We start from the raw sequence: 19,759 nt of genomic DNA, 5'->3' as shown, positions 1-19,759 counted from the left end.
CCCGCTACACAGTGATGGATTTGGTTATTACTGCTTGCTCACTTACGATAAGCCTTCCGACGCGGGGTGGAGCAGCTCGGTAGCTCGCTGGGCTCATAACCCAGAGGTCGTAGGTTCAAATCCTGCCCCCGCTACTAGATTCGTCTGTGGCATTGTTAAGCCATGATTTGGTGGCCCAGTGAAGTTCCAACACTTACATATGGCAACATCACTCTGCGCCCATCACGTGAGAGCGATATCGAAAGCATTTTTAATGCTTGCCAAGATCCACTCATTTCGCACTTCACAACTGTTCCCGCAGATTACACACTCGAACATGCACAGGCTTTTGTTCGCCAATTAGATCCTGAGGGATTACAAAGCAAGCGCGAGATTAGATTCATTGTCGAAAGTAACCATGGCGTCGCACCCGAATTAGCAGGTGTGATCTCTTTTCATTCTCCAAGTTTTAACAATAAAGTCGCCGAAATTGGTTACTGGATTACAAAAGAATTTCGCGGAAAATCCATTGGCACGACCGCAGTAAAAGTACTTACTAATTTTGGCTTTGAAACGATGGGCTGGAATCGAATTGAAGCAATGATTGATCATGACAATGAAGCTTCAAAAAAGGTTGTCACACGGGCAGGATATGAGCATGAAGGTTTGCTTCGTCAAAGAGTTGTTCGCGACGATGGTTCAATAATTGATATGGACGTATACGCGGTACTACAAAATAATTGGGTGGGGTTGCAATAATGGAATCACTTGCTTTGTTTGTGGGAGTTTTGTTGCTTGTCTTAATTCTTTCAGGACCATTGGCAATTGGTTTAACATTTATAAAGACGACGAAAAGATCTACCAACACTCTCAGAAGAGTATTTATCTGCCAATTTAGTGCAATTGGAATTGGTTTAGGGGTAATGCTTTTACTTCAAGGCATTGCAATTGGCGCAAAGTTAATGGCGCTCTTTGCAATTGCGGCTAGTGCGTTTGCACTTAAGCGTGAGTTCAAAAGAAAGTAATTTATAGAAATGGTGGAGGTGCCGGGAATCGAACCCGGGTCCTTCGGGATTAAAACAGGGCTTCTACGGGCGTAGTGTGATTAACGTTTTCTCAGTTCCGAATCTCATCCACACAAGTATTCGACGAACTCATTTGCGAAAAGGTTCTTCCACAGTGTTCGCAACGCCACTGCAGAAAAAGTCTTCTAGCGACGCCAGGTTTCAGACCGAAGACGGAATCTGAGCTGACGGATTACGGGGCTAGCTTATGCAGCTAGGGCGTAATCAGTGCGAGTTGTACTTGCACTTATTTTTTGCACAGGTTTTTGGTTAACGAGATCATCCTGGCTTCCTCGGCCCGCTTCCCCTGAATCAACTTCCAAAGTCGAGACCGTTCACCCCCATGGGTGTGGAAAGCTATTTCCACTATTTAGTTTTTTCATTACTAAAACATTGCGTGCTTTAAGTAATGAGTAGATAAGTGTAAGGCTGAATAAAAAAAGATACAAAACGGGGTAAAAACTAAGCCTATTAACTAGATTAAGAATCTTTTCCGGTGCGGCGACGAGAAACTTCGCGCTCTATTTCGCGACCTGCTTGACGTTCCATAAGTGCCGCGCGCTTATCGTGAACTTTCTTACCCTTTGCAACTGCAAGTTCGATTTTCGCTTTGCCATCTTTAAAATAGAGCGAGAGTGGAACAAGAGTGAGTCCGCCTTCTTTCATACGAGCAGATAGTTTGCGAATCTCTGCTGAGTGAACAAGAAGTTTACGATCGCGTCGCGGTGTGTGATTAGTCCAGGTACCTTGGGTGTATTCAGGTATATGTACCCCGCTTAACCAGAGTTCGCCCTTATTAACCATTGCGAAACCATCAATTAGTGAAGCACGACCCATGCGAAGTGACTTAACTTCAGTACCGGTTAAAACAATTCCGCATTCAAAAACATCTTCGATTGAATAATCATGACGAGCTTTCTTATTTTGTGCGATGACTTTGCGACCAACTTCTTTTACCATCGCACATCACCCCCTGATAAGACAACCAATGCGGTTGTTAAGAGATAATTAAACCTTGAGATAGCGGCGAAGAGTTACCAATGAAGCCAGAACCGAAACAGTAAGTCCCGTCAGCAAGAGCCAACCTGATGCAACCCACACTTCGCCCCAGCCAAAAAACTTAGTAAAGGTCAAAAGTGGTGCAACTTTGGAATCAACTACGGATTTTAGGAGGGCCAGTAAACCTGTTGCCAAGCCCCAACCGATAATCGCAGAGATGACACCTTCGAGTAAGAATGGAAGTTGAATCGACCAAGATGATGCGCCAACAAGTTTCATCACTCCAGTTTCGCGACGTCTATTAAAGGCTGCGATGCGAAGTGTGTTGCTGATCAAGAGTGCTGCAGTCAGGACTGATGCAAGACCAACGAGTAAGGCACCATTTCGGAGAACAGCAAGTAATCGGAAGAATTTTTCAAGAATTGTTCTTTGATCTTGTACTAAATCAATTCCTGGACGACCCGAGAATGCACTGACAATTACTGGAAATTGCTGTGGGTCTTTGAGCTTCACACGAAATGATTCTGGCAATTGATCTGCAGTCACATTTTGTGCAATAGCTGAATCCTTAAAGCGTTCTTGAAAACGTGAGTAGGCCTGTGATTGAGATTCGTAATAGACAGTGTCTACAACTGGCATCTTCTGCAATTCATTTTGTATCTGGAGGCGCTGGGCAGAAGAAATGATTCCTGCAGAACATGATGGTGATTCTGATAAAGAACCGCAGAGGAATACTGAAACTTCGATCTTGTCATACCAATAATCTTTCATGGCATTTACTTGAGAATTTGAGAGTAAGCCAATTCCAAGCAATGAGAGCGAGATTGCAACCGTGACAATGACTGCAAATGTCATGGTGAAGTTTCGTTTAAGCCCGATACCAACTTCACCTAATAGGAAACGTGCGCGCATTTGCTAACCCTAACCTGTGTAACCGTAAACGCCGCGAACTTGGTCGCGAATCACGTGTCCGCCATCTAATTCGATAACTCTCTTGCGCATTTGATCCACGATTCCTGCATCGTGTGTTGCCATCAACACAGTGGTGCCTTCGCGGTTAATGCGGTCAAGCAATTTCATAATTCCAACCGATGTTGAAGGGTCTAAGTTTCCGGTTGGTTCATCGGCAATAAGAATTGGTGGGCGGCTTACATATGCACGGGCAATTGCCACACGTTGTTGCTCTCCACCAGAAATTTCATTTGGAAGACGATCTGCTTTGTCTTCAAGACCAACTAACTCAAGTACTTCAGGAATTTCACGGTTAATTTCTTTTTGTGAATAACCCAATACATGTAATGTGAATGCAACGTTTTCTGCAATAGTTTTGTTTGGCAGCAAGCGGAAATCTTGGAAAACAGTTCCAACTTGGCGGCGTAGTTCAGGAACCTTATGAGTTGCAAGTGTTCCTAAATCTTTTCCAGCAACATGGATAGTTCCTGAAGTTGGTCGCTCTTCACGCAGAATCAAACGAAGAAATGTTGACTTACCTGATCCGGATAAACCAACAAGGAATACGAATTCACCTTTTACGATTTCAAGGGAGACGTTTTCAAGAGCCGCCCGTTCTTGCCCCGGATAAAGCTTCGTTACATTTTCAAAACGAATCACGCGTGCTCCAATTAATTCGGCCTAAGCGCCACAATTTTCCAATCTCTTGCAGAGATAAGAATTTTGTTGCGCTTTCCTTACTGGACATAGTTTATGGAATACACCCACTTTTATCGGGAATTAGGTGCTAGGTAAGCCTGTGATTTTTCTCTGAGTGTGGCAAATCACGCGTAATTTATGAACTACGTCGCCAACGAATTCCGGCTTCGATGAAGTCATCTATTTCTCCATCTAGAACTGCACCGGTATTTCCAGTTTCATGATCGGTGCGCAAATCTTTAACCATTTGATATGGCGCAAGAACGTATGAACGCATTTGATTTCCCCATGACCCGGAGTTATCGCCCTTAAGGGCATTGATTTTTGCTTGCTCTTCTTGGCGACGACGTTCTAACAACTTTGATTGCAAAACAGCCATTGCAGTTGCACGGTTTTGTATTTGTGAACGTTCATTCTGACAAGAAACAACAATGCCTGTTGCAATATGAGTGATACGAACAGCAGAATCTGTTGTATTCACGCCTTGTCCACCAGGACCTGAAGAACGATAAACATCTACGCGAATCTCTTTTTCATCAACTTCAATGTGATCACTTTGATCCACGACCGGCACCACTTCAACACCGGCAAAAGAAGTGTGGCGGCGACTCTGGCTATCAAAAGGTGAAATACGAACTAGTCGATGAGTTCCTTGCTCCACCGACAAAGTTCCGTATGCATATGGCGCACTGACTTTAAAAGTCGTCGATTTAATTCCGGCTTCTTCGGCATAAGAAGTTTCTAAAATATCTACCTTTAACACGTGGCGTTCGCAGTAACGTAAATACATACGCATCAACATCTGCGCCCAATCCGCTGCTTCGACTCCACCAGCTTCTGAACGAATTGTGATGAGTGCATCGCGATCGTCATATTCACCATTGAGAAGAGTTTGAACTTCTAACTCACTTATGGCTTTCTTGGTTGAATCTAATTCTGCTTCAGCATCTGTCATTGCAGAGGCAGTATCACTCTCGCTTTGCGCTAACTCAATTAAAATTGGTAAATCACTAACGCGCTGACGCAAGCTCTCCAACTTAGAAATAATTGATTGCGTGCGTGATAAACGACTTGTAATCTTCTGAGCAGTATCTGGGTCATCCCATAAATTAGGCACGCCCGCTTGCTCTTCTAGTTCTGCTGCTAATTTGCGTAATTTTGGAAGATCTAAAACCTTCTCAATAGAAACAAGGGTCGCGTCAATCGCACCGATCTCTATCCCGTATTCACGCGCAGCCATGGGTAAAGGATACCTACTTAAAAAACCAAAAGTTATGACTAGTTGCTAAAGTGCGTTCATGAGCAACCAGAATCAGGAACTTCGGCGTAAATTAGCCATCATTGTTTTGCGCTTAGAAGGTTTTTTGATACTTGGTATTGGTGTATTCCTTATTGTGAAAGGGTTAACCAGCAAAGATTCAATCGAATGGTTCGTAATCTCTGGGGAATTATGCCTAGTTATTGGCGGCGGTGCTGGATTGTTATTTGCTGCCAAAGGTTTTAAAGACAAAAAAATGTATGGACGAGCGCCAGCAGTACTTGCGAATCTGATTGCACTCGGCGTAGCAAAATATATGTATGACGGCGGTTTATGGTGGACTGCGTTACCTTTGGCACTGCTCGCTGCAATAACAATATTTCTTGCAGTTTCTGTCATACCTGAAAAGAAAAGTAAATGAAAAAAAGATTTTGGAACGAAACACTTACGGTACTAGCGGTAGCTTTCCTAGTTTCGTTTTCTTACCCAGCCTTTACTTCTGAAATTAATGCACAAACTCAAACAATCTTGGATGCTATCCAGTGGATTTCGTGGACGGCCTTTGCTGCTGATTTAATCTATGGAATAATCAGAGCAGAGAGTAAAAAAAGATATTTAAAGTCGCATCCTCTAGAAATTGCAGCAGTAGTTCTACCGTTCTTGCGCCCCTTACGGCTGTTGAGAATTGTTTCATTTGGCTCACTGGTCATTCAGAAAGTTGTAATTGGTAGATCATTTGGGATAACTATTCGAGTTTTTGTAACCACGTTTTTTTTGACCTACATTGCAGCGATACAAATCACACTGATTGAAAGAAATGCTTTGGATTCAAATATTAAAACTTTTGGAGATGGTTTTTGGTGGGCGATTACAACGGTAACAACCGTTGGATACGGAGACCGTTTTCCCACGACGACAGAAGGTCGAGTTCTTGCTGTTGGACTAATGATGTTGGGGATCGCATTAATCGGAGTCATCAGCGCAACCATCGCAGCAACTTTCGTCAAAATGATGCAAGATGATTCAAAAAATGTTTAGGTAGTTAAGTTAAGGGTAAGGTTTCACCATGGGATGGTTTAAAAAAGAGCTGCCAGAGAAGAATTTTTCAATCAAGTTTGATGCAAAGTATGTGCCAAATCTAATCGAGATGGTTCGCAATGCTCCTGGAAAGTATGTCCCCACTTTGTCCCTCGAATTTCCGGAGAAAACTTGCCAAGATATTGATGACAGTATTTCCATGCATCAATCAATTGGAAATGTGCTGTATTCGGAAAACAAACAATTTTTAGATGTTGTTGGTGAGAGTTTTCATACAGATGCACTAAAGATTGTTGTGGACGCAGTTGGTCTTGAAAATTGGATGGCAGGATTTCTATTGCCGGAACCGTTAAATCCATTCGATCCCAATGCTGTTTCTGTTGTGCTGATTTGGAAACACAAAAAAGACAAAGAATATAACTGTCAAATTGTTGGTCATTTAGCAAAAGAGCAGGCTAAAGAAGTTCATAAAAAAATTGTTAAATGTTTGGAAACCGGTGAAGTAATTCCAGTTTTGGCGATGATTAAAGGTGGCACAGAAGACCAACCGAATTTTGGTTTATTAGCCCGTGCTATGACTGATGCAGTTAAGTTCTAAAAACTAACTCACCAATCCACAATCTTTCGATCTTCCCACAGCACACCAGTTGTATCTCCTGCATTAAATTCTCGCGTCGCTAACCACACTGCACACTCCGCACCTTCTTCGGCGCTTCGCGGTGCATCGGGGCCACCCATGTCAGTGCGTGAATGATTGGGACAAATTGCATCAACATAGAAACCACGTGCACCGAGTCCTGTTTCGTGTGCAAGATTTCTAACAAAGGCGTTAACACCGGCTTTACTAATTCGATACGGCGCAAGTCCACCGGCATTTCCAGGTCCAGACATTCTTCCTAAGCAGGCAGAGAAGATGACTACTCGGCGACCATCTCGCGCATCTGCCATGGGTAATCCAAGAACATTTACGAGTGTGAAAACAGAATCCAAATTAATCGCCATAACTCTGCGCCATTCTGCATCCGTTGTTCGCAAAGTTTTAGACATTTTTTCACTCATCACACCATGGGCTAAAACAAGTGCAAATGGTGCACCGTATTTACTCAGTAAATCTTCGGCAGTTTTTCTTGTCTGTACTTGGTCTTCTAAATCACATGTACTTGTTTCAAATGTAATTCCAGGAAATTCTGCGCTGAGTTGTTTGGCTGCGATTTCTAATCTCTCTGAATCTTTTGCAATTAATACAGAGCTAATTCCTGCGCGAGCCAATCCACGGGCAACTTCGAATCCGAGACCGCGAGATCCACCCGTGACGAACGCCAGTTTGGATGTGGATTCACTCGACATATTCATGGCGATACTGTGCCCCAAAGATTGCAATCGTGCCCGTTGGGTTGGATTTGTGGTCAATCTCGCCTTCATCAGGGGCTATCGGCATTTATCTCTGTGCATTTGAGCGGATACTCTTAGGCCTGCAAGTAAGTGGTTATTTGAAATTCGCCAAGCAGGGGAGCGCCAGTGTCGGCAAAAGATCCGAATCAGGACTTTGGAGCCAATGAATGGCTCGTCGACGAAATGTACGAGCGCTACCTAGCAGACCCAACTTCGGTTGAACCATCGTGGATTGAATTCTTTAAAACTTATAGCCCAACAAATAATTCTTCAGCCGCAACTAGTGCGCCAATTGCATCGGCACCCCGTGGCGGAGTTCCACCAACACCAAAAGCTGCAAGTGCCGCACCAGTTGTTACACCAGCACCTGTTGCATCAACACCAGCACCTGTTGCATCAACACCAGCACCAGTTGCACCCGTTGCAGCAACACCAACTTCTGCAACACAAAAACTTGTTCGTGATCGCTCACTGCAATCGCCAACGCCGGCTGATCCAATTGTTAAACCTGTTCCAGTATTAAGCACACCAGATGCCGCGCGACTTGAACCAATTCGCGGCATAAGCGCTCGCGTTGTTGCAAGTATGGAAGGTTCATTAAGTGTTCCAACTGCTACAAGTGTGCGCGCTGTTCCTGCTAAATTAATGATTGATAATCGAATTGTCATTAACAATCACCTCAAGCGCGCTCGCGGTGGAAAAGTTTCCTTCACACACTTAATTGCATTTGCAATGATTAAGGCACTTCGACAAATGCCAGAGATGAATGCATTCTTCGGAGACATTGAAGGCAAACCAGCAATCGGTCATCCTCAACATATCAACCTCGGTATTGCAATTGATTTAGCTAAAGCAGATGGATCGCGCCAATTATTGGTGCCATCTATTAAAGGTTGCGAAGATTTAGATTTTGCACAATTTTGGAATGCTTATGAGGCAATTGTCGGCAAAGCCCGTGGAGGCACTTTAACTGTTGAAGATTTTGCAGGCACAACGGTTTCCCTTACGAATCCAGGAACACTTGGAACTGTTCACTCTGTGCCACGCTTGGTGCAAGGACAAGGCTTAATCATTGGTGTTGGTGCACTTGATTACCCTGCAGAGTTTCATGGAGCAAGTGAAGAAACTCTTGCACGCATGGCGATTAGCAAAGTTGTCACTCTAACAAGTACATACGATCACCGAATTATTCAAGGTGCACAATCAGGTGATTTCCTTCGCCGTATTCACGAATTATTACTTGGCGCCGAACATTTCTATGAAGATATATTCGCTGCAATTCGAATTCCTTACGAACCAATTCGCTGGGCACAGGACTTTGAATTCTCCAAGGACGAAGAGATCAATAAGACGGCTCGTGTTCAACAATTAATTCACGCATATCGCACACGCGGTCACATCATGGCCGATACTGATCCACTTGAATATCGCCAACGCTCTCACCCAGATCTCGACATTGTTACTCATGGATTAACTCTGTGGGATCTTGATCGCGAATTCGCAACTGGTGGATTTGGTGGCGAAAAGTTTATGAAGCTTCGCAGGATTCTTGGAATCTTGCGTGATTCATATTGCCGCACAGTTGGAATTGAATATATGTATATTCAAAGTCCAGAAGAACGTAATTGGATTCAAGAACGTGTTGAAGTTGGCGTGCAAACATTCCCACGTGAAGAACAATTACGAATCCTGCGCAAACTAAATAGCGCAGAAGCATTTGAAACTTTCTTGCAAACTAAGTTCGTCGGACAAAAGCGCTTCTCACTCGAAGGAGGCGAATCTGTAATTCCAATTCTGGACGCAGTAATTTCTAGTGCAGCAGAGCGCGGATTAGATGAAGTGTGTATTGGAATGCCACACCGCGGCCGATTAAATGTTCTTGCAAACATTGCTGGTAAGTCTTACGGACAAATCTTCCAAGAGTTTGAAGGTCACTACAAGGAAAATGATGTGCAAGGTTCAGGAGATGTGAAGTATCACCTTGGTACAGAAGGTGTATTCACCGCAGAATCTGGTGCGAAAACAAAGATTTACTTGGCAGCAAATCCTTCTCACCTTGAAGCAGCTAACCCAGTGCTAGAAGGCATTGTGCGCGCTAAGCAGGATCGTCTAAATGTGAAGAATGCGTATTCAGTGCTACCAATTCTTCTTCACGGCGATGCTGCATTTGCTGGGCAAGGCGTTGTTGCAGAAACGTTCCAGCTCTCACAATTAGCGGGCTATCGCACAGGTGGAACAGTTCATATCGTTGTTAATAACCAAGTTGGTTTTACAACATCACCACATGCATCACGCACATCTCGTTATTCGACAGATATGGCAAAAATTATTCAAGCGCCTGTGTTCCATGTAAATGGTGATGATCCAGAAGCATGTGTACGCATCGCACGTTTAGCATTTGAATATCGCCAAGAGTTCAATAGAGATGTTGTTATTGATATGGTTTGTTACCGCCGTCGTGGTCACAACGAAGGCGATGAGCCATCCTTTACACAGCCGCTTATGTATAAACTTATTGATGCAAAGCGCTCAACTCGTAATCTCTATACAGAAGCACTCATCGGTCGTGGCGATATTTCAAGCGAACAAGCAGATGAGCTTGCACGCGAGTACCAAATGCAACTTGAAGCAGTCTTTGCCGAAGTTCATAACATCGAACCAGAAGTAGATCCAAACTTTAAAGCACCAGTTGCTGCTAATCCAGAAACGCTAGTTTCTAGTATCGATGAAGCTACTGCTCGCACAATTGCTGCAACACAAATTGCAGTTCCAGATGGATTTAACGTTCATCCAAAGCTATTGCCGCAACTGCAAAAGCGCGTTGAGATGCTTAACGACGGAACTATCGATTGGTCAATGGGTGAAACACTCGCCTTTGGTTCACTATTACTTGAAGGGCGACCAATTCGTTTGGCAGGACAAGATTCACGTCGAGGAACATTTAGTAATCGTCACGCAGTAATCGTTGATAAAGTAAATGGAAATGAGTGGACTCCACTTCGCGCATTAATTAGCGATGAGAGCCAATTCTTTGTTATTGACTCTTTGCTCTCTGAATATGCAGCTATGGGCTTTGAATATGGCTATTCAGTTGTGCGAGATGAAGCGCTAGTTCTGTGGGAAGCGCAGTTCGGTGATTTCGCAAATGGCGCGCAAACAATTGTTGATGAATTTATCTCATCAGCGCTGCAAAAATGGGGCGAGCGTTCTTCAATTGTTCTCTTGTTGCCACATGGTTATGAAGGACAAGGCCCAGATCACTCATCTGCGCGCATTGAACGCTTCTTAGCATTGTGCGCAGAAGGAAACATGACAGTGGCTCAACCATCTAATCCAGCGTCGTATTTCCATCTGCTCAGATGGCATGCAAAGAATCCAACACGTAGACCAATGGTTGTCTTCACACCTAAATCAATGTTGCGCTTACGCGCTGCTGCATCGAAGTTACAAGATTTCACAACCGGGCAATTCCAAAAATTAATTCCAGATGACATCGTTCAAAATGCCACTCGCGTTATTTTCTGCTCTGGTCGTATTTATCACGATCTTGTCGCAGAGCGCGCCGCGCGCAAGGAAGATACAACTGCAATCATTCGTCTAGAACTTTTGTATCCACTACCTGCTGCAGAAATGGCAGCAGAAGCTGCGAAACATCCAAATGCAAATCTTTTGTGGGTACAAGATGAACCAGCTAACCAAGGACCTTGGCCATTCGTTGCACTTCGCACAGCAGAACAATTTGGTGGAGAAGGATTTGGCGGAAGAACATTGCGCCGCGTATCACGTCGCGCGACTGCAAGTCCTGCAACTGGCAATCATCACTTGCATGAAGAAGAACAAAAAGCTTTGTTAATGGAAGCCTTTACCCGCTAACTTTTCCTCGGTGATATCTACCGATAACTCTTCCGATAATTTCTTCGCGAGGAATATCTCCCCACTGACGTGAATCTGTACTTGCATTTTTATTATCGCCATGAACGGTTACAAAGGATTCGTTGATGCCAGCTATGCGTTTAATAAATAAAGAAGCCGCTTCTGCACGTGCATCAAGAGGGCGACGCAGGACTACGAGTTGGCCCACATGGATCTGCATGCGCTGGGCGTACCAGACCAACAACCAGTCCCCATCGTTAAATGTTGGGGCCATGGACTGCCCAGAAACTCTAACCGTGCCAAATCTGCTCACGAACAGTAGTCTTGCACATAGTTGTTCGCGTGTTAACGCATAGAAATAGCGCTCTTGAAGGAGAGAAATAAATGAAATTATTCCAACCAAAGACAGTTGTACTTGCTCACTGCGATCTTCCTTGCGGAGTTTACGATCCAGCACAAGCAAAAATTGAAGCACTTTCAGTAAAGGCATGCATGGAAAAATATGCAGCAAGTAGCGATGCAGATTTCAAATCTCGCTCAGTAGCAATTAAAGATGAGCGTTCACACCAAGTAAAAGAACACCTATGGGTTTTGTGGACTGATTACTTTAAGCCAAATCACTTTGAGGCTTATCCTCAGTTGCACACACTATTTAATGATGCAACAAAACTTGCTGGCGCAGCTGGCACCAAGGGTACAAATGATGTTGCAGTTGCAGATAAGTTGATTGCAAAAATCGATGAAATCGCAGAGATCTTCTGGGCAACTAAGAAGTAGTACTCGACTTTATTGACTGAGCAGCGGTTCGGGCGAGGAAAGATACTCGCTCAACCGCTGTTCTTTTTATTACAGCAGATGCAACAAGTCTTTCGCCTTCATAGGCTTCACAGATAAAAGTTATTTCCCGACCATTTACTTCTGTGCAATTAGCAGAGGTGCGAAGTTCGCCGCCAATTGCAATTCCACCATGGAATTCGAGTGCAATTGAAGTTTCTATAGTTGTTTCGCCATTTTCTAAGTGCTCAGCAATTGATGCAATCGCAGCGCTTTGCATCGCGTTAATGATGAGTGAATTAGCTAGTACTGGTAAATCACCAACGCCGATTGCAACTGCTGTATCTCCTGGGCGAACAATCATTGAAGAAAATGCCACTGCACCTACGAGTTCATCTGCAGGAACCATCATAAGAATCAAGCCTCTTCGTTAGGGAAGCGATATTCCTCGGTGTGCTCAATATGAATTTCACGTGATTCAATCGAACCATCTTCGTTAATTTCAATTGAGATTTCAGTCATTCTAAATTCACGGACAATATCCGGAGCGCTGTTCATTGATGCACTCAAGAGTTGCTGATGAATTTGCTCGTGTAATTCTTGTGGCGCACTTTCATTACATGATCTGCGTAATACCGCTTGCATTAGAGATCGAACATTGCGTTCGTGTTCGAGTTCTGCGGTGCATGCCAGACATTGCTGCAAGTGCATTTCAATGGTTGCAATCTCTGAAGTATCTGAAATCTCACCATCGACAAAGAGCAACACGGAGTGAAGGACATCTACACAATTAGTTTCATTGATAAAGCCATTGCTCATGATGCACCTCCTTTGTCTGCTTTTTTCTCAGATTTGTCTGTGGAGTAACCAAGTTCTTTCGCGTATTCAGTTAACTTTTCGCGAAGTTGCTTGCGACCACGGTGAAGACGTGACATCACAGTTCCAGTTGGAACACCAGCAATTTCTGAAATTTCTTTGTATGAGAACCCTTCAACATCTGCTAAATAAACCGCAATGCGAAACTCTTCTGGGATTTCCTGCAGCGCACGTTTAATGTCGCTATCTGGCAAGTTTTCTAGTGCTTCTACTTCAGCAGATTTTCCTTGATCACTTGTGTGTGATGCAGCATCTGCTAATTGCCAATCTTCGACTTCACCAGCACTTAGTTGTGGACGACGTTGATCTTTTCTATATGTATTAATAAAAGTTGTTGTAAGAATTCGATAAAGCCAGGCTTTTAGATTGGTGCCCGCTTCGAATTGATGAAAAGAAGTAAATGCTTTGAGATAAGTGTCTTGAACCAAGTCGCGCGCATCATCTGGATTTCGTGTGTAACGAAGTGCGGCAGCGTATAACTGATTTGTGAACGCAAGGGCATCGCGCTCGAACCGATTAGTGCGATCGGCGGCGCTCTCTTTTACTAAATCAGTTGATGACATCGCCGTAAGGCTATCGCTTTGGAGCCACTGCTTGCATGGCGAGGCGCGCTAGAAAAGGGTTTCGGGTTCGCCGAGTTCAATAGGCTCAATTAAACGCGCCGTGTTATTTCGAACCAGATTTACTTGAGAGGAAACGGGGCGCGTAACCAACCCGTCATCTGGCTGCGCGTTTTCCATTAATGAGCGAAGTAATTCAACATCGTGTTGAGCAGGGTCAAGCCATGCTTGCCAACGATCTTTCGGCATCATCACTGGCATGCGACTGTGAATCGTTGCTAATTCTCCAACAGCTTCACGAGTAATGATTGCTGCGCTTTGAATGATTTCACCTTCCATACTTTTCCAAGTCGACCAGATTCCTGCAATTGAAAGAGTGCGGGTCTTTGTCGATGAAATATAAAATGGTTGCTTGGGTGAATATTTACCAAGAGCAGTCGCCCATTCGTAATATCCATCAGCTGGAATTAAACATCTCTGAGTTCTAAATGCATTTCTAAAAGTTGGTTTTTCATGTATAGATTCAGAGCGCGCATTAATAGCGTGTGATTGTGACGCACGTGCTTCCTCTTCACTCTGATGCCAATGCGCCATGATTCCCCATGATGCAATTGATAACTCTTTTTGCTCGGCCAAAGTTTGTGATGCACGAACAATATAGATTGGATTAGTCGGTGCAATATTCCAACTCGATGGTAATTCTTCGGCAGGGGTAGTAACACCGATACCGAACTCTTCAGCCAGTTCGGAGGTGTTCAGCGATTGCGCATAACGGCCGCACATAGAGATACAGGTTATCGGTAGACTCATACATATGGATAAATCAACGAGCACGAGCGGGGCAATGTGGCCTGCTCCTTTTCGTGGATCACAGCCTGTGAATGCTCGTGTTGTAATTCCTGGATCTAAGTCAGTTACAAACCGTGCACTAATACTTGCAGCCCAAGCAAACTCACCATCAATTTTGCGCAGACCACTTATTTCTCGCGACAGTGAATTAATGGTTGCTGGACTTCGCCAACTTGGAATTAAAGTTGAAGAAATAGAAGTTGAAAGCAATACCGGCGCAGCAAAAGATTTAGCTTGGAAAATTACACCAGCACCACTTAAGGGCCCAGCAACAATTGATGTTGGTAATGCAGGAACAGTGATGCGCTTTTTGCCACCACTTGCAGCCCTTGCGCAAGGAAACATTTCATTTGATGGCGATCCGCGTTCGCATGAGCGCCCACTAGGACCCGTAATTAAAGCGCTCGAAGAACTTGGTATTTCAATCGATCACGGCAATCGTTACAGCTTGCCGCTTTCACTTGTTGGAACAGGAAAGATTCCTGGTGGCGAAATTGATGTTGATGCCAGTGCATCTAGCCAATTTCTTTCAGCGCTCTTATTAATTGGACCAAGCACTGTCAATGGAATTACAGCCAGACATATTGGCGGCGAACTTCCATCTATGCCGCATATTGAAATGACAGTTGAAATGCTCCGTGATTTTGGTGCCACTGTTCATGTGGATTCAGCAAAGAAGACTTGGCGAGTGGAGCCAGGTGCATTGCAAGGAAAAGATTTGATGATTGAACCTGATTTATCAAATGCAGCACCATTTTTATCAATTGCGATGGTGTGTGGCGGATCCATAACGATTTCTGATTGGCCAGAAAAAACCACACAACCTGGAGATCAATTACGAACATTACTTCGAGATATGGGAGCAAGTATTTCGCTTAATAGCGATGGGTTAACTCTTACTTCTAACTCAGAAAAATCATCACTACGTGATGCACCAAAAATTATTGGCATAGATGTTGATTTGCATGATGTTGGTGAATTAACACCATCTATTGCAGCATTAGCCGCACTTGCTGATTCACCTTCACATCTGCGTGGAATTGCACATCTTCGTTTGCATGAAACAGATCGCTTAGCTGCGCTTACTCACGAGATAAATGAAATCGGTGGAAAAGTAAGCGAAGAACCAAGTGCGCTTCACTTTGATCCATCACCATTACATGCAGGCGTATTTCACACATATGAAGATCATCGACTTGCAACTGCTGGGGCTGTTATTGGTCTAGTAATTGCAGGAATTGAAGTTGAAAACATTGCCACTACGCGTAAGACACTGACGGATTTCCCAGGACTATGGAAGAGCTTGGTTGAGTAGTGAGTAAACGCGTTTATGACGAGAGCGATGCACGCATTCGCCCTGCACGAAGCACTCGTCCGCGCACAAAAGATCGCCCATCACACGATGATGCAATTACTGCACTTGTAACAACGGTTGATCGTGGTCGAACCACATGTATTACTGATGACCATCTAATTGTTACAGCAATGAAGTCCCGTGAATTAGGACCCAAGTCAGTTGTTGTTGGAGACATCGTAAGTTTGGTTGGCGATGTCAGCGGAAGTGAAGGAACGTTGGCAAGAATTGTCTCTGTTAATCCACGGAGAAATTCGCTCAGTAGAACTGTCGATGATGCGGCAAAAATTGAGCGCACCATTGTTGCAAACATTGATTACCTTGTAATTGTTGCGTCAACGACTAATCCAGAGCCACGTCGGGGATTAATTGATCGCTTCTTAGTCTGCGCATTTCACGAAGGAATCGCACCAGTACTTCTAATTACAAAAACAGATTTAGCACCACTGCCAGAATTTATTGAAGAGTACAAAGCTTTGGGTGTGCAGATTGTTACAACGTCTAGCAAAACTTCAGATCGCGAAGCTGATGTCGCAAAGATTCACGCGTTACTCGCGAAAAAAACTTCAGTACTTGTTGGACACTCTGGTGTTGGAAAATCAACATTGATTAATGATTTAGTTCCCCACTCCGGTCGAATCACCGGAGATGTTAACGATGTCACTGGTCGTGGACGTCACACATCTTCTAGTGCAATTGCACTGCCGCTTTCTCCAGATTTAGATCCTGCTGGTGGTTGGGCGATTGATACACCAGGTATTCGTGCATTCGGTTTGGCGCACCTTGATCCAAATAAAATCATTGCATCATTTAGTGATTTATCCGAGGTTGCAGCAACGTGCATGCCGAATTGTTCACATAGCGAAGAGAGTTGCCGACTTAATGAGTGGGCCGCTCCAGGAGGTACAGCCGATGTTGCTAAAACTCGACGTTTACAAAGTTTGCGTTCACTGCTTGAGATTAAAGATTTTGATTCATCCCTGCCTGAATAAACACTTACTTTACGCTGCGTTGTAGACTGAACGAGTGATGGCATCTGAGTATTCGCGCGAAGCTGATTTGGCTTTGGCGCTGAAAATGGCCGATGCTGCCGATGTAATTTCAATGGCTCGGTATCAATCCCAAGATTTAGTTATCACCACGAAGCCAGATAACACACCAGTTACCGATGCTGATAAAGCAACTGAAAAAGCGTTGCGTGAAATTCTTGCTAAAGAACGCCCTAATGATGGATTAGTTGGTGAAGAGTTTGGAACCAGCGGAACCGATGCAAAGCGTTACTGGGTCATTGATCCAATTGATGGAACAAAGAATTTTATGCGTGGTGTCCCAAGTTGGTCCACATTAATTGCGCTGATCGAACGCAACGATGATGGCACTGAACAAATAATTGTTGGAGTCGTTAGCGCACCCGCACTGTTCCGTCGTTGGCATGGCGCAGCGGGACTAGGTGCTTACGTATCCCTTAACAAATTAGCACCAAAGAAAATTCACGTATCAGGAATCTCAACCATCGCTGATGCATCCGTTACTTATTCAGATTTAAATAACTGGGGCGAATATTTGCCAAAGGTCCAAGCACTTCTTAGTGATGCCAATAGAACACGTGGCTTTGGAGATTTTTGGTCGCACATGTTGGTGGCTGAAGGTGCTGCAGAAGTTGCACTCGAAATTGGAGTTGCGCTCTGGGACATGGCAGCGATTTCAATTATTGTCACCGAAGCAGGCGGGCGCTTTTCAAGTATTGATGGCGTCGATGGACCTGGGCACGGAAGTGGTCTCTCAACTAACAACATTATTCATGCGCACTTACTAGATGCACTGCGGACTAAGTAATGACTAAGCGCGCTCTGGAAACTCGCACACTTAAATTAGAGGGAATGACGTGCAGTGCGTGCGTTAACTCCATTGAACGCGCACTCAATAATTTAGATGGCGTAAGCGCCACAGTTAATTTTGCAAGTGAAACTGCGCATATTTTGGCTCCGGCAGAGATTTCTACAAAAAAACTAATTGAAACAGTAAAGAGCGCGGGATATTCAGCCGAATTACTTGGAGATTCAAACCAGTTTGCATTTCATAGCAAACGATCTGCCATCGCACTCTTCTTTGCACTGCTTTTTTCAGTGCCATCAGTTGCAATTTCTATGACAATGGCGTGGCATGAAAAAATAGACGCCCGAATTCTTCAGACCCTTGATGATCTGCGAATTTTGCATCCATTGCATTCTCCAACTGCCTGGCTAGTAATAGGCCTGAGTGCACCAGTTGTTCTATTGGTTGCATGGCCAATTCATCGCGCAGCCCTTCGTAATTTGTTACATCCAACGATGGATAACTTAATTTCAATGGGATCACTGAGTGCATTTGGCTGGTCGATCTATGCAAATGCAACTGGTAGTGGCGATGTTTATACAGAAGTTGCGGCAGGAGTTATTACTTTTGTAATCCTTGGCCGCTTTCTAGAAACGCGTGCCAAGCGACGTGCAAGTAGCGCATTATCTGCGCTCTTAGCACTGAATGTGAAGGAAGTAAGTGTTGTTCGTGGTGGCTTAACCGTTGTCATTCCTGTTGAGAACTTAGAAATTGGCGATGAATTTGTTGTTGCACCAGGAGATCGAATTGCAACAGATGGCGTAATTGTTTCGGGCAATAGCTCGGTAGATAACTCACTGATCACAGGTGAATCATTGCCCCTAACAGTTGGTCCCGGTGATCGTGTTATTGGTAGTTCTGTAAACACAAATGGTCGTCTAATTGTTCGTGCAACTCGCGTTGGGCGCGATACTGAATACGCACGCATAACGTCAATGGTTATGGAAGCTCAGAGCACAAAGGCACCTATTGCTCGTCTTGCAGATCGCATCAGTGCTGTTTTTGTACCTATTGTTACGGTGATTGCAATAGGAACATTTGGCGCACTTCGATACAACGGTGCATCACTTTCAGAATCAATTGCAACAGCAATCGCAGTTATCGTTATTGCCTGCCCATGCGCACTCGGATTAGCAACGCCTGTGGCACTGCTTGTGGCATCAGGTCGTGGCGCTCAACGTGGAATTATTATTCGAAACCCTCGAGTCTTAGAAGTTGCTCGCAAGGTAGACACAATTGTTTTAGATAAGACCGGAACCCTCACAACTGGGGCGATGAAAGTTCACGAAGTCACAGTCGCACATGAAGCAGGAGCACTTCTTGGAGCAAGTTTTGAACCACTGCTACGCGAGGCCACAATTCTTTCCACAGCGTTATCAATTGAAGAACAAAACAATCATCCGATTGCTGTAAGCCTTCGAGACTTTATTTCATCGCAAGGGATTAAATCAACGTCTGTTTCTGAGTTTCAAGTAACACCAGGTTCTGGTGCTGCAGGCCGTGTAAATCTTGGAACTCACTCACCAGTTGTATTAATCGGTTCACCCGCAGCAGTTGCACACAGCACCACAACTTTTCATCCACTTATTACTGCAGCCGTTGATCGCGGTCACAACGCTGGCTTAAGTGTTTCAGTATTAGCGTGGGATGGAGTTGCACTAGCTGTATTTACTGTCGGCGATGAACTCAAATCAGATGCAGCAGAGACTATTTCGCAATTAAAGTATGCAGGAATTACTCCATGGTTGCTAACAGGAGATTCAGAAGATGCTGCGCAATCTATCGCTAAACAAGTAGGAATCGACAGTGATCACGTTTTATCTGGCGCATTGCCACAAGGAAAATTAACGAAGATTCGCGAATTACAGAGTCAATCTCACACAGTTGTAATGGTCGGTGATGGAATCAATGATGCAGCAGCTCTAGTTGGCGCAGATGTAAGCATTGCAATGGGCACCGGAACAGATGTAGCTGTCTCTAGCGCGGACATCACGTTGATGCGCACAGACCTTCGCGCGGTCTTAGATGCTTTAAAACTTTCAAAGCGAACCCTTAGAACAATTCGCGTTAACCTCGGTTGGGCATTTGCATATAACGTCGTTGGAATACCGATTGCAGTAATGGGATTGCTCTCACCTATGTATGCAGCGGGTGCGATGGCGTTATCTAGTTTGTTTGTAGTTACTAATTCTTTACGCATCAGAGTTCCACGCTAGAT

21 protein-coding genes, 1 tRNA gene and 1 other RNA gene are annotated in these 19,759 nt (G+C 44.3%); 12 read left to right on the top strand and 11 right to left on the bottom strand.

From position 1 onward, the window contains the following. The first annotated feature begins 60 nt into the window (after positions 1-60). From PHILAsVB114_RS06115 to PHILAsVB114_RS06105, 3 genes are all read left to right on the top strand, one after another. Positions 61-134: transfer RNA gene (locus tag PHILAsVB114_RS06115), tRNA-Met, on the top strand. 28 nt (positions 135-162) lie between these two features. Further along, positions 163-738, top strand: coding sequence for a GNAT family N-acetyltransferase (locus PHILAsVB114_RS06110; RefSeq protein WP_095698480.1), 576 nt, complete (start codon positions 163-165; stop codon positions 736-738). Beyond that, positions 738-1,004, top strand: a complete 267-nt coding sequence (locus tag PHILAsVB114_RS06105) for a hypothetical protein (RefSeq protein WP_095698479.1) — start codon at positions 738-740, stop codon at positions 1,002-1,004. Before PHILAsVB114_RS06110 ends, PHILAsVB114_RS06105 begins: the two co-directional genes overlap by 1 nt. 10 nt (positions 1,005-1,014) lie before the next feature. Here PHILAsVB114_RS06105 and ssrA read toward each other — a convergent pair. From ssrA to prfB, 5 genes are all read right to left on the bottom strand, one after another. After that, positions 1,015-1,386, bottom strand: a transfer-messenger RNA (tmRNA) gene (gene ssrA / locus PHILAsVB114_RS06100). Positions 1,387-1,523: 137 nt separating this feature from the next. Then, a complete protein-coding gene (smpB, locus tag PHILAsVB114_RS06095) occupies positions 1,524-2,003 on the bottom strand; it encodes an SsrA-binding protein SmpB (protein ID WP_095698478.1) in 480 nt (159 codons plus the stop codon). Positions 2,004-2,051: 48 nt separating this feature from the next. Beyond that, positions 2,052-2,954: a permease-like cell division protein FtsX gene (gene ftsX, locus PHILAsVB114_RS06090; protein WP_095698477.1), complete on the bottom strand. Its 903-nt coding sequence runs from the start codon at positions 2,952-2,954 to the stop codon at positions 2,052-2,054. Positions 2,955-2,963: 9 nt separating this feature from the next. Then, a complete protein-coding gene (ftsE, locus tag PHILAsVB114_RS06085; RefSeq protein ID WP_095698476.1) occupies positions 2,964-3,653 on the bottom strand; it encodes a cell division ATP-binding protein FtsE in 690 nt (229 codons plus the stop codon). A 175-nt stretch (positions 3,654-3,828) separates the two neighbouring features. After that, positions 3,829-4,932 carry a peptide chain release factor 2 gene (prfB, locus tag PHILAsVB114_RS06080; RefSeq protein WP_095698475.1) on the bottom strand — a complete coding sequence of 368 codons (1,104 nt, stop codon included), beginning with the start codon at positions 4,930-4,932 and terminating at the stop codon, positions 3,829-3,831. A 58-nt stretch (positions 4,933-4,990) separates the two neighbouring features. Between prfB and PHILAsVB114_RS06075 the strand changes: the two genes are divergently transcribed. Genes PHILAsVB114_RS06075 through PHILAsVB114_RS06065 form a run of 3 tightly spaced genes read left to right on the top strand, consistent with a single transcriptional unit; the run spans position 4,991 to position 6,586 of the window. Continuing rightward, a complete protein-coding gene (locus PHILAsVB114_RS06075; RefSeq protein ID WP_095698474.1) occupies positions 4,991-5,371 on the top strand; it encodes a hypothetical protein in 381 nt (126 codons plus the stop codon). Beyond that, positions 5,368-5,988 carry a potassium channel family protein gene (locus PHILAsVB114_RS06070; RefSeq protein WP_095698473.1) on the top strand — a complete coding sequence of 207 codons (621 nt, stop codon included), beginning with the start codon at positions 5,368-5,370 and terminating at the stop codon, positions 5,986-5,988. Before PHILAsVB114_RS06075 ends, PHILAsVB114_RS06070 begins: the two co-directional genes overlap by 4 nt. A 28-nt stretch (positions 5,989-6,016) precedes the next feature. Beyond that, entirely contained in the window at positions 6,017-6,586 is a 570-nt protein-coding gene (locus PHILAsVB114_RS06065; protein ID WP_095698472.1) for a hypothetical protein, read from the top strand. An 8-nt stretch (positions 6,587-6,594) separates the two neighbouring features. Here PHILAsVB114_RS06065 and PHILAsVB114_RS06060 read toward each other — a convergent pair whose 3' ends face one another. Further along, positions 6,595-7,335 carry an SDR family NAD(P)-dependent oxidoreductase gene (locus PHILAsVB114_RS06060; protein WP_095698471.1) on the bottom strand — a complete coding sequence of 247 codons (741 nt, stop codon included), beginning with the start codon at positions 7,333-7,335 and terminating at the stop codon, positions 6,595-6,597. 171 nt (positions 7,336-7,506) lie between these two features. Between PHILAsVB114_RS06060 and PHILAsVB114_RS06055 the strand changes: the two genes are divergently transcribed. Further along, entirely contained in the window at positions 7,507-11,253 is a 3,747-nt protein-coding gene (locus tag PHILAsVB114_RS06055; protein WP_095698470.1) for a multifunctional oxoglutarate decarboxylase/oxoglutarate dehydrogenase thiamine pyrophosphate-binding subunit/dihydrolipoyllysine-residue succinyltransferase subunit, read from the top strand. Here PHILAsVB114_RS06055 and sodX read toward each other — a convergent pair. Beyond that, positions 11,243-11,566, bottom strand: a complete 324-nt coding sequence (gene sodX / locus PHILAsVB114_RS06960; RefSeq protein ID WP_157906160.1) for a nickel-type superoxide dismutase maturation protease — start codon at positions 11,564-11,566, stop codon at positions 11,243-11,245. The two genes, PHILAsVB114_RS06055 and sodX, sit on opposite strands and share 11 nt — an antisense overlap. Before the next feature lie 71 nt (positions 11,567-11,637). Here sodX and sodN point away from each other — a divergent pair, with 71 nt between their 5' ends. Further along, positions 11,638-12,030, top strand: coding sequence for a superoxide dismutase, Ni (gene sodN / locus PHILAsVB114_RS06045; protein WP_095698469.1), 393 nt, complete (start codon positions 11,638-11,640; stop codon positions 12,028-12,030). On the opposite strand, the gene PHILAsVB114_RS06040 is transcribed toward sodN, so the two are convergent. From PHILAsVB114_RS06040 to PHILAsVB114_RS06025, 4 genes are read right to left on the bottom strand one after another with little or no spacing between them, the layout of a single operon-like run. Next, a complete protein-coding gene (locus tag PHILAsVB114_RS06040; RefSeq protein ID WP_204246782.1) occupies positions 12,020-12,439 on the bottom strand; it encodes a thioesterase family protein in 420 nt (139 codons plus the stop codon). The genes sodN and PHILAsVB114_RS06040 overlap by 11 nt on opposite strands. Positions 12,440-12,444: 5 nt before the next feature. Continuing rightward, positions 12,445-12,846, bottom strand: a complete 402-nt coding sequence (locus tag PHILAsVB114_RS06035) for an anti-sigma factor family protein (RefSeq protein WP_095698468.1) — start codon at positions 12,844-12,846, stop codon at positions 12,445-12,447. Beyond that, entirely contained in the window at positions 12,843-13,466 is a 624-nt protein-coding gene (locus tag PHILAsVB114_RS06030) for a sigma-70 family RNA polymerase sigma factor (protein ID WP_095698467.1), read from the bottom strand. Before PHILAsVB114_RS06030 ends, PHILAsVB114_RS06035 begins: the two co-directional genes overlap by 4 nt. A 48-nt stretch (positions 13,467-13,514) precedes the next feature. Then, a complete protein-coding gene (locus tag PHILAsVB114_RS06025; RefSeq protein WP_095698466.1) occupies positions 13,515-14,246 on the bottom strand; it encodes an SOS response-associated peptidase in 732 nt (243 codons plus the stop codon). Positions 14,247-14,277: 31 nt separating this feature from the next. Between PHILAsVB114_RS06025 and aroA the strand changes: the two genes are divergently transcribed. Genes aroA through PHILAsVB114_RS06005 form a run of 4 tightly spaced genes read left to right on the top strand, consistent with a single transcriptional unit; the run spans position 14,278 to position 19,757 of the window. Continuing rightward, positions 14,278-15,627: a 3-phosphoshikimate 1-carboxyvinyltransferase gene (gene aroA, locus PHILAsVB114_RS06020; RefSeq protein WP_095698465.1), complete on the top strand. Its 1,350-nt coding sequence runs from the start codon at positions 14,278-14,280 to the stop codon at positions 15,625-15,627. Further along, a complete protein-coding gene (gene rsgA / locus PHILAsVB114_RS06015; RefSeq protein ID WP_095698464.1) occupies positions 15,627-16,658 on the top strand; it encodes a ribosome small subunit-dependent GTPase A in 1,032 nt (343 codons plus the stop codon). Before aroA ends, rsgA begins: the two co-directional genes overlap by 1 nt. A gap of 37 nt (positions 16,659-16,695) precedes the next feature. Next, the gene (locus PHILAsVB114_RS06010) at positions 16,696-17,502 is read left to right on the top strand and encodes an inositol monophosphatase family protein (RefSeq protein WP_095698463.1); all 807 of its coding nucleotides are present in this window, start codon (positions 16,696-16,698) and stop codon (positions 17,500-17,502) included. Further along, positions 17,502-19,757 (top strand): heavy metal translocating P-type ATPase, encoded by a 2,256-nt coding sequence (locus tag PHILAsVB114_RS06005; RefSeq protein ID WP_095698462.1) that lies wholly within the window; start codon positions 17,502-17,504, stop codon positions 19,755-19,757. Before PHILAsVB114_RS06010 ends, PHILAsVB114_RS06005 begins: the two co-directional genes overlap by 1 nt. Positions 19,758-19,759: the final 2 nt, after the last annotated feature.

It is taken from the genome of Candidatus Planktophila limnetica (genome assembly GCF_002288365.1).
Taxonomy (GTDB): Bacteria; Actinomycetota; Actinomycetes; order Nanopelagicales; family Nanopelagicaceae; genus Planktophila; species Planktophila limnetica.
Note: the sequence above shows the minus strand (reverse complement) of the source record. Positions and strands in the feature narration are given on the sequence as shown.

Bases quoted from the DNA above. Each gene is read 5' to 3' on its own strand.
- PHILAsVB114_RS06110 (WP_095698480.1), top strand. From the start codon at position 163: ATGATTTGGTGGCCCAGTGAAGTTCCAACACTTACATATGGCAACATC.
- PHILAsVB114_RS06105 (WP_095698479.1), top strand. From the start codon at position 738: ATGGAATCACTTGCTTTGTTTGTGGGAGTTTTGTTGCTTGTCTTAATT.
- smpB (WP_095698478.1), bottom strand. From the start codon at position 2,003: ATGGTAAAAGAAGTTGGTCGCAAAGTCATCGCACAAAATAAGAAAGCT.
- ftsX (WP_095698477.1), bottom strand. From the start codon at position 2,954: ATGCGCGCACGTTTCCTATTAGGTGAAGTTGGTATCGGGCTTAAACGA.
- prfB (WP_095698475.1), bottom strand. From the start codon at position 4,932: ATGGCTGCGCGTGAATACGGGATAGAGATCGGTGCGATTGACGCGACC.
- PHILAsVB114_RS06075 (WP_095698474.1), top strand. From the start codon at position 4,991: ATGAGCAACCAGAATCAGGAACTTCGGCGTAAATTAGCCATCATTGTT.
- PHILAsVB114_RS06070 (WP_095698473.1), top strand. From the start codon at position 5,368: ATGAAAAAAAGATTTTGGAACGAAACACTTACGGTACTAGCGGTAGCT.
- PHILAsVB114_RS06065 (WP_095698472.1), top strand. From the start codon at position 6,017: ATGGGATGGTTTAAAAAAGAGCTGCCAGAGAAGAATTTTTCAATCAAG.
- PHILAsVB114_RS06060 (WP_095698471.1), bottom strand. From the start codon at position 7,335: ATGTCGAGTGAATCCACATCCAAACTGGCGTTCGTCACGGGTGGATCT.
- sodN (WP_095698469.1), top strand. From the start codon at position 11,638: ATGAAATTATTCCAACCAAAGACAGTTGTACTTGCTCACTGCGATCTT.
- PHILAsVB114_RS06040 (WP_204246782.1), bottom strand. From the start codon at position 12,439: ATGATGGTTCCTGCAGATGAACTCGTAGGTGCAGTGGCATTTTCTTCA.
- PHILAsVB114_RS06035 (WP_095698468.1), bottom strand. From the start codon at position 12,846: ATGAGCAATGGCTTTATCAATGAAACTAATTGTGTAGATGTCCTTCAC.
- PHILAsVB114_RS06030 (WP_095698467.1), bottom strand. From the start codon at position 13,466: ATGTCATCAACTGATTTAGTAAAAGAGAGCGCCGCCGATCGCACTAAT.
- PHILAsVB114_RS06025 (WP_095698466.1), bottom strand. From the start codon at position 14,246: ATGTGCGGCCGTTATGCGCAATCGCTGAACACCTCCGAACTGGCTGAA.
- aroA (WP_095698465.1), top strand. From the start codon at position 14,278: ATGGATAAATCAACGAGCACGAGCGGGGCAATGTGGCCTGCTCCTTTT.
- PHILAsVB114_RS06010 (WP_095698463.1), top strand. From the start codon at position 16,696: ATGGCATCTGAGTATTCGCGCGAAGCTGATTTGGCTTTGGCGCTGAAA.
- PHILAsVB114_RS06005 (WP_095698462.1), top strand. From the start codon at position 17,502: ATGACTAAGCGCGCTCTGGAAACTCGCACACTTAAATTAGAGGGAATG.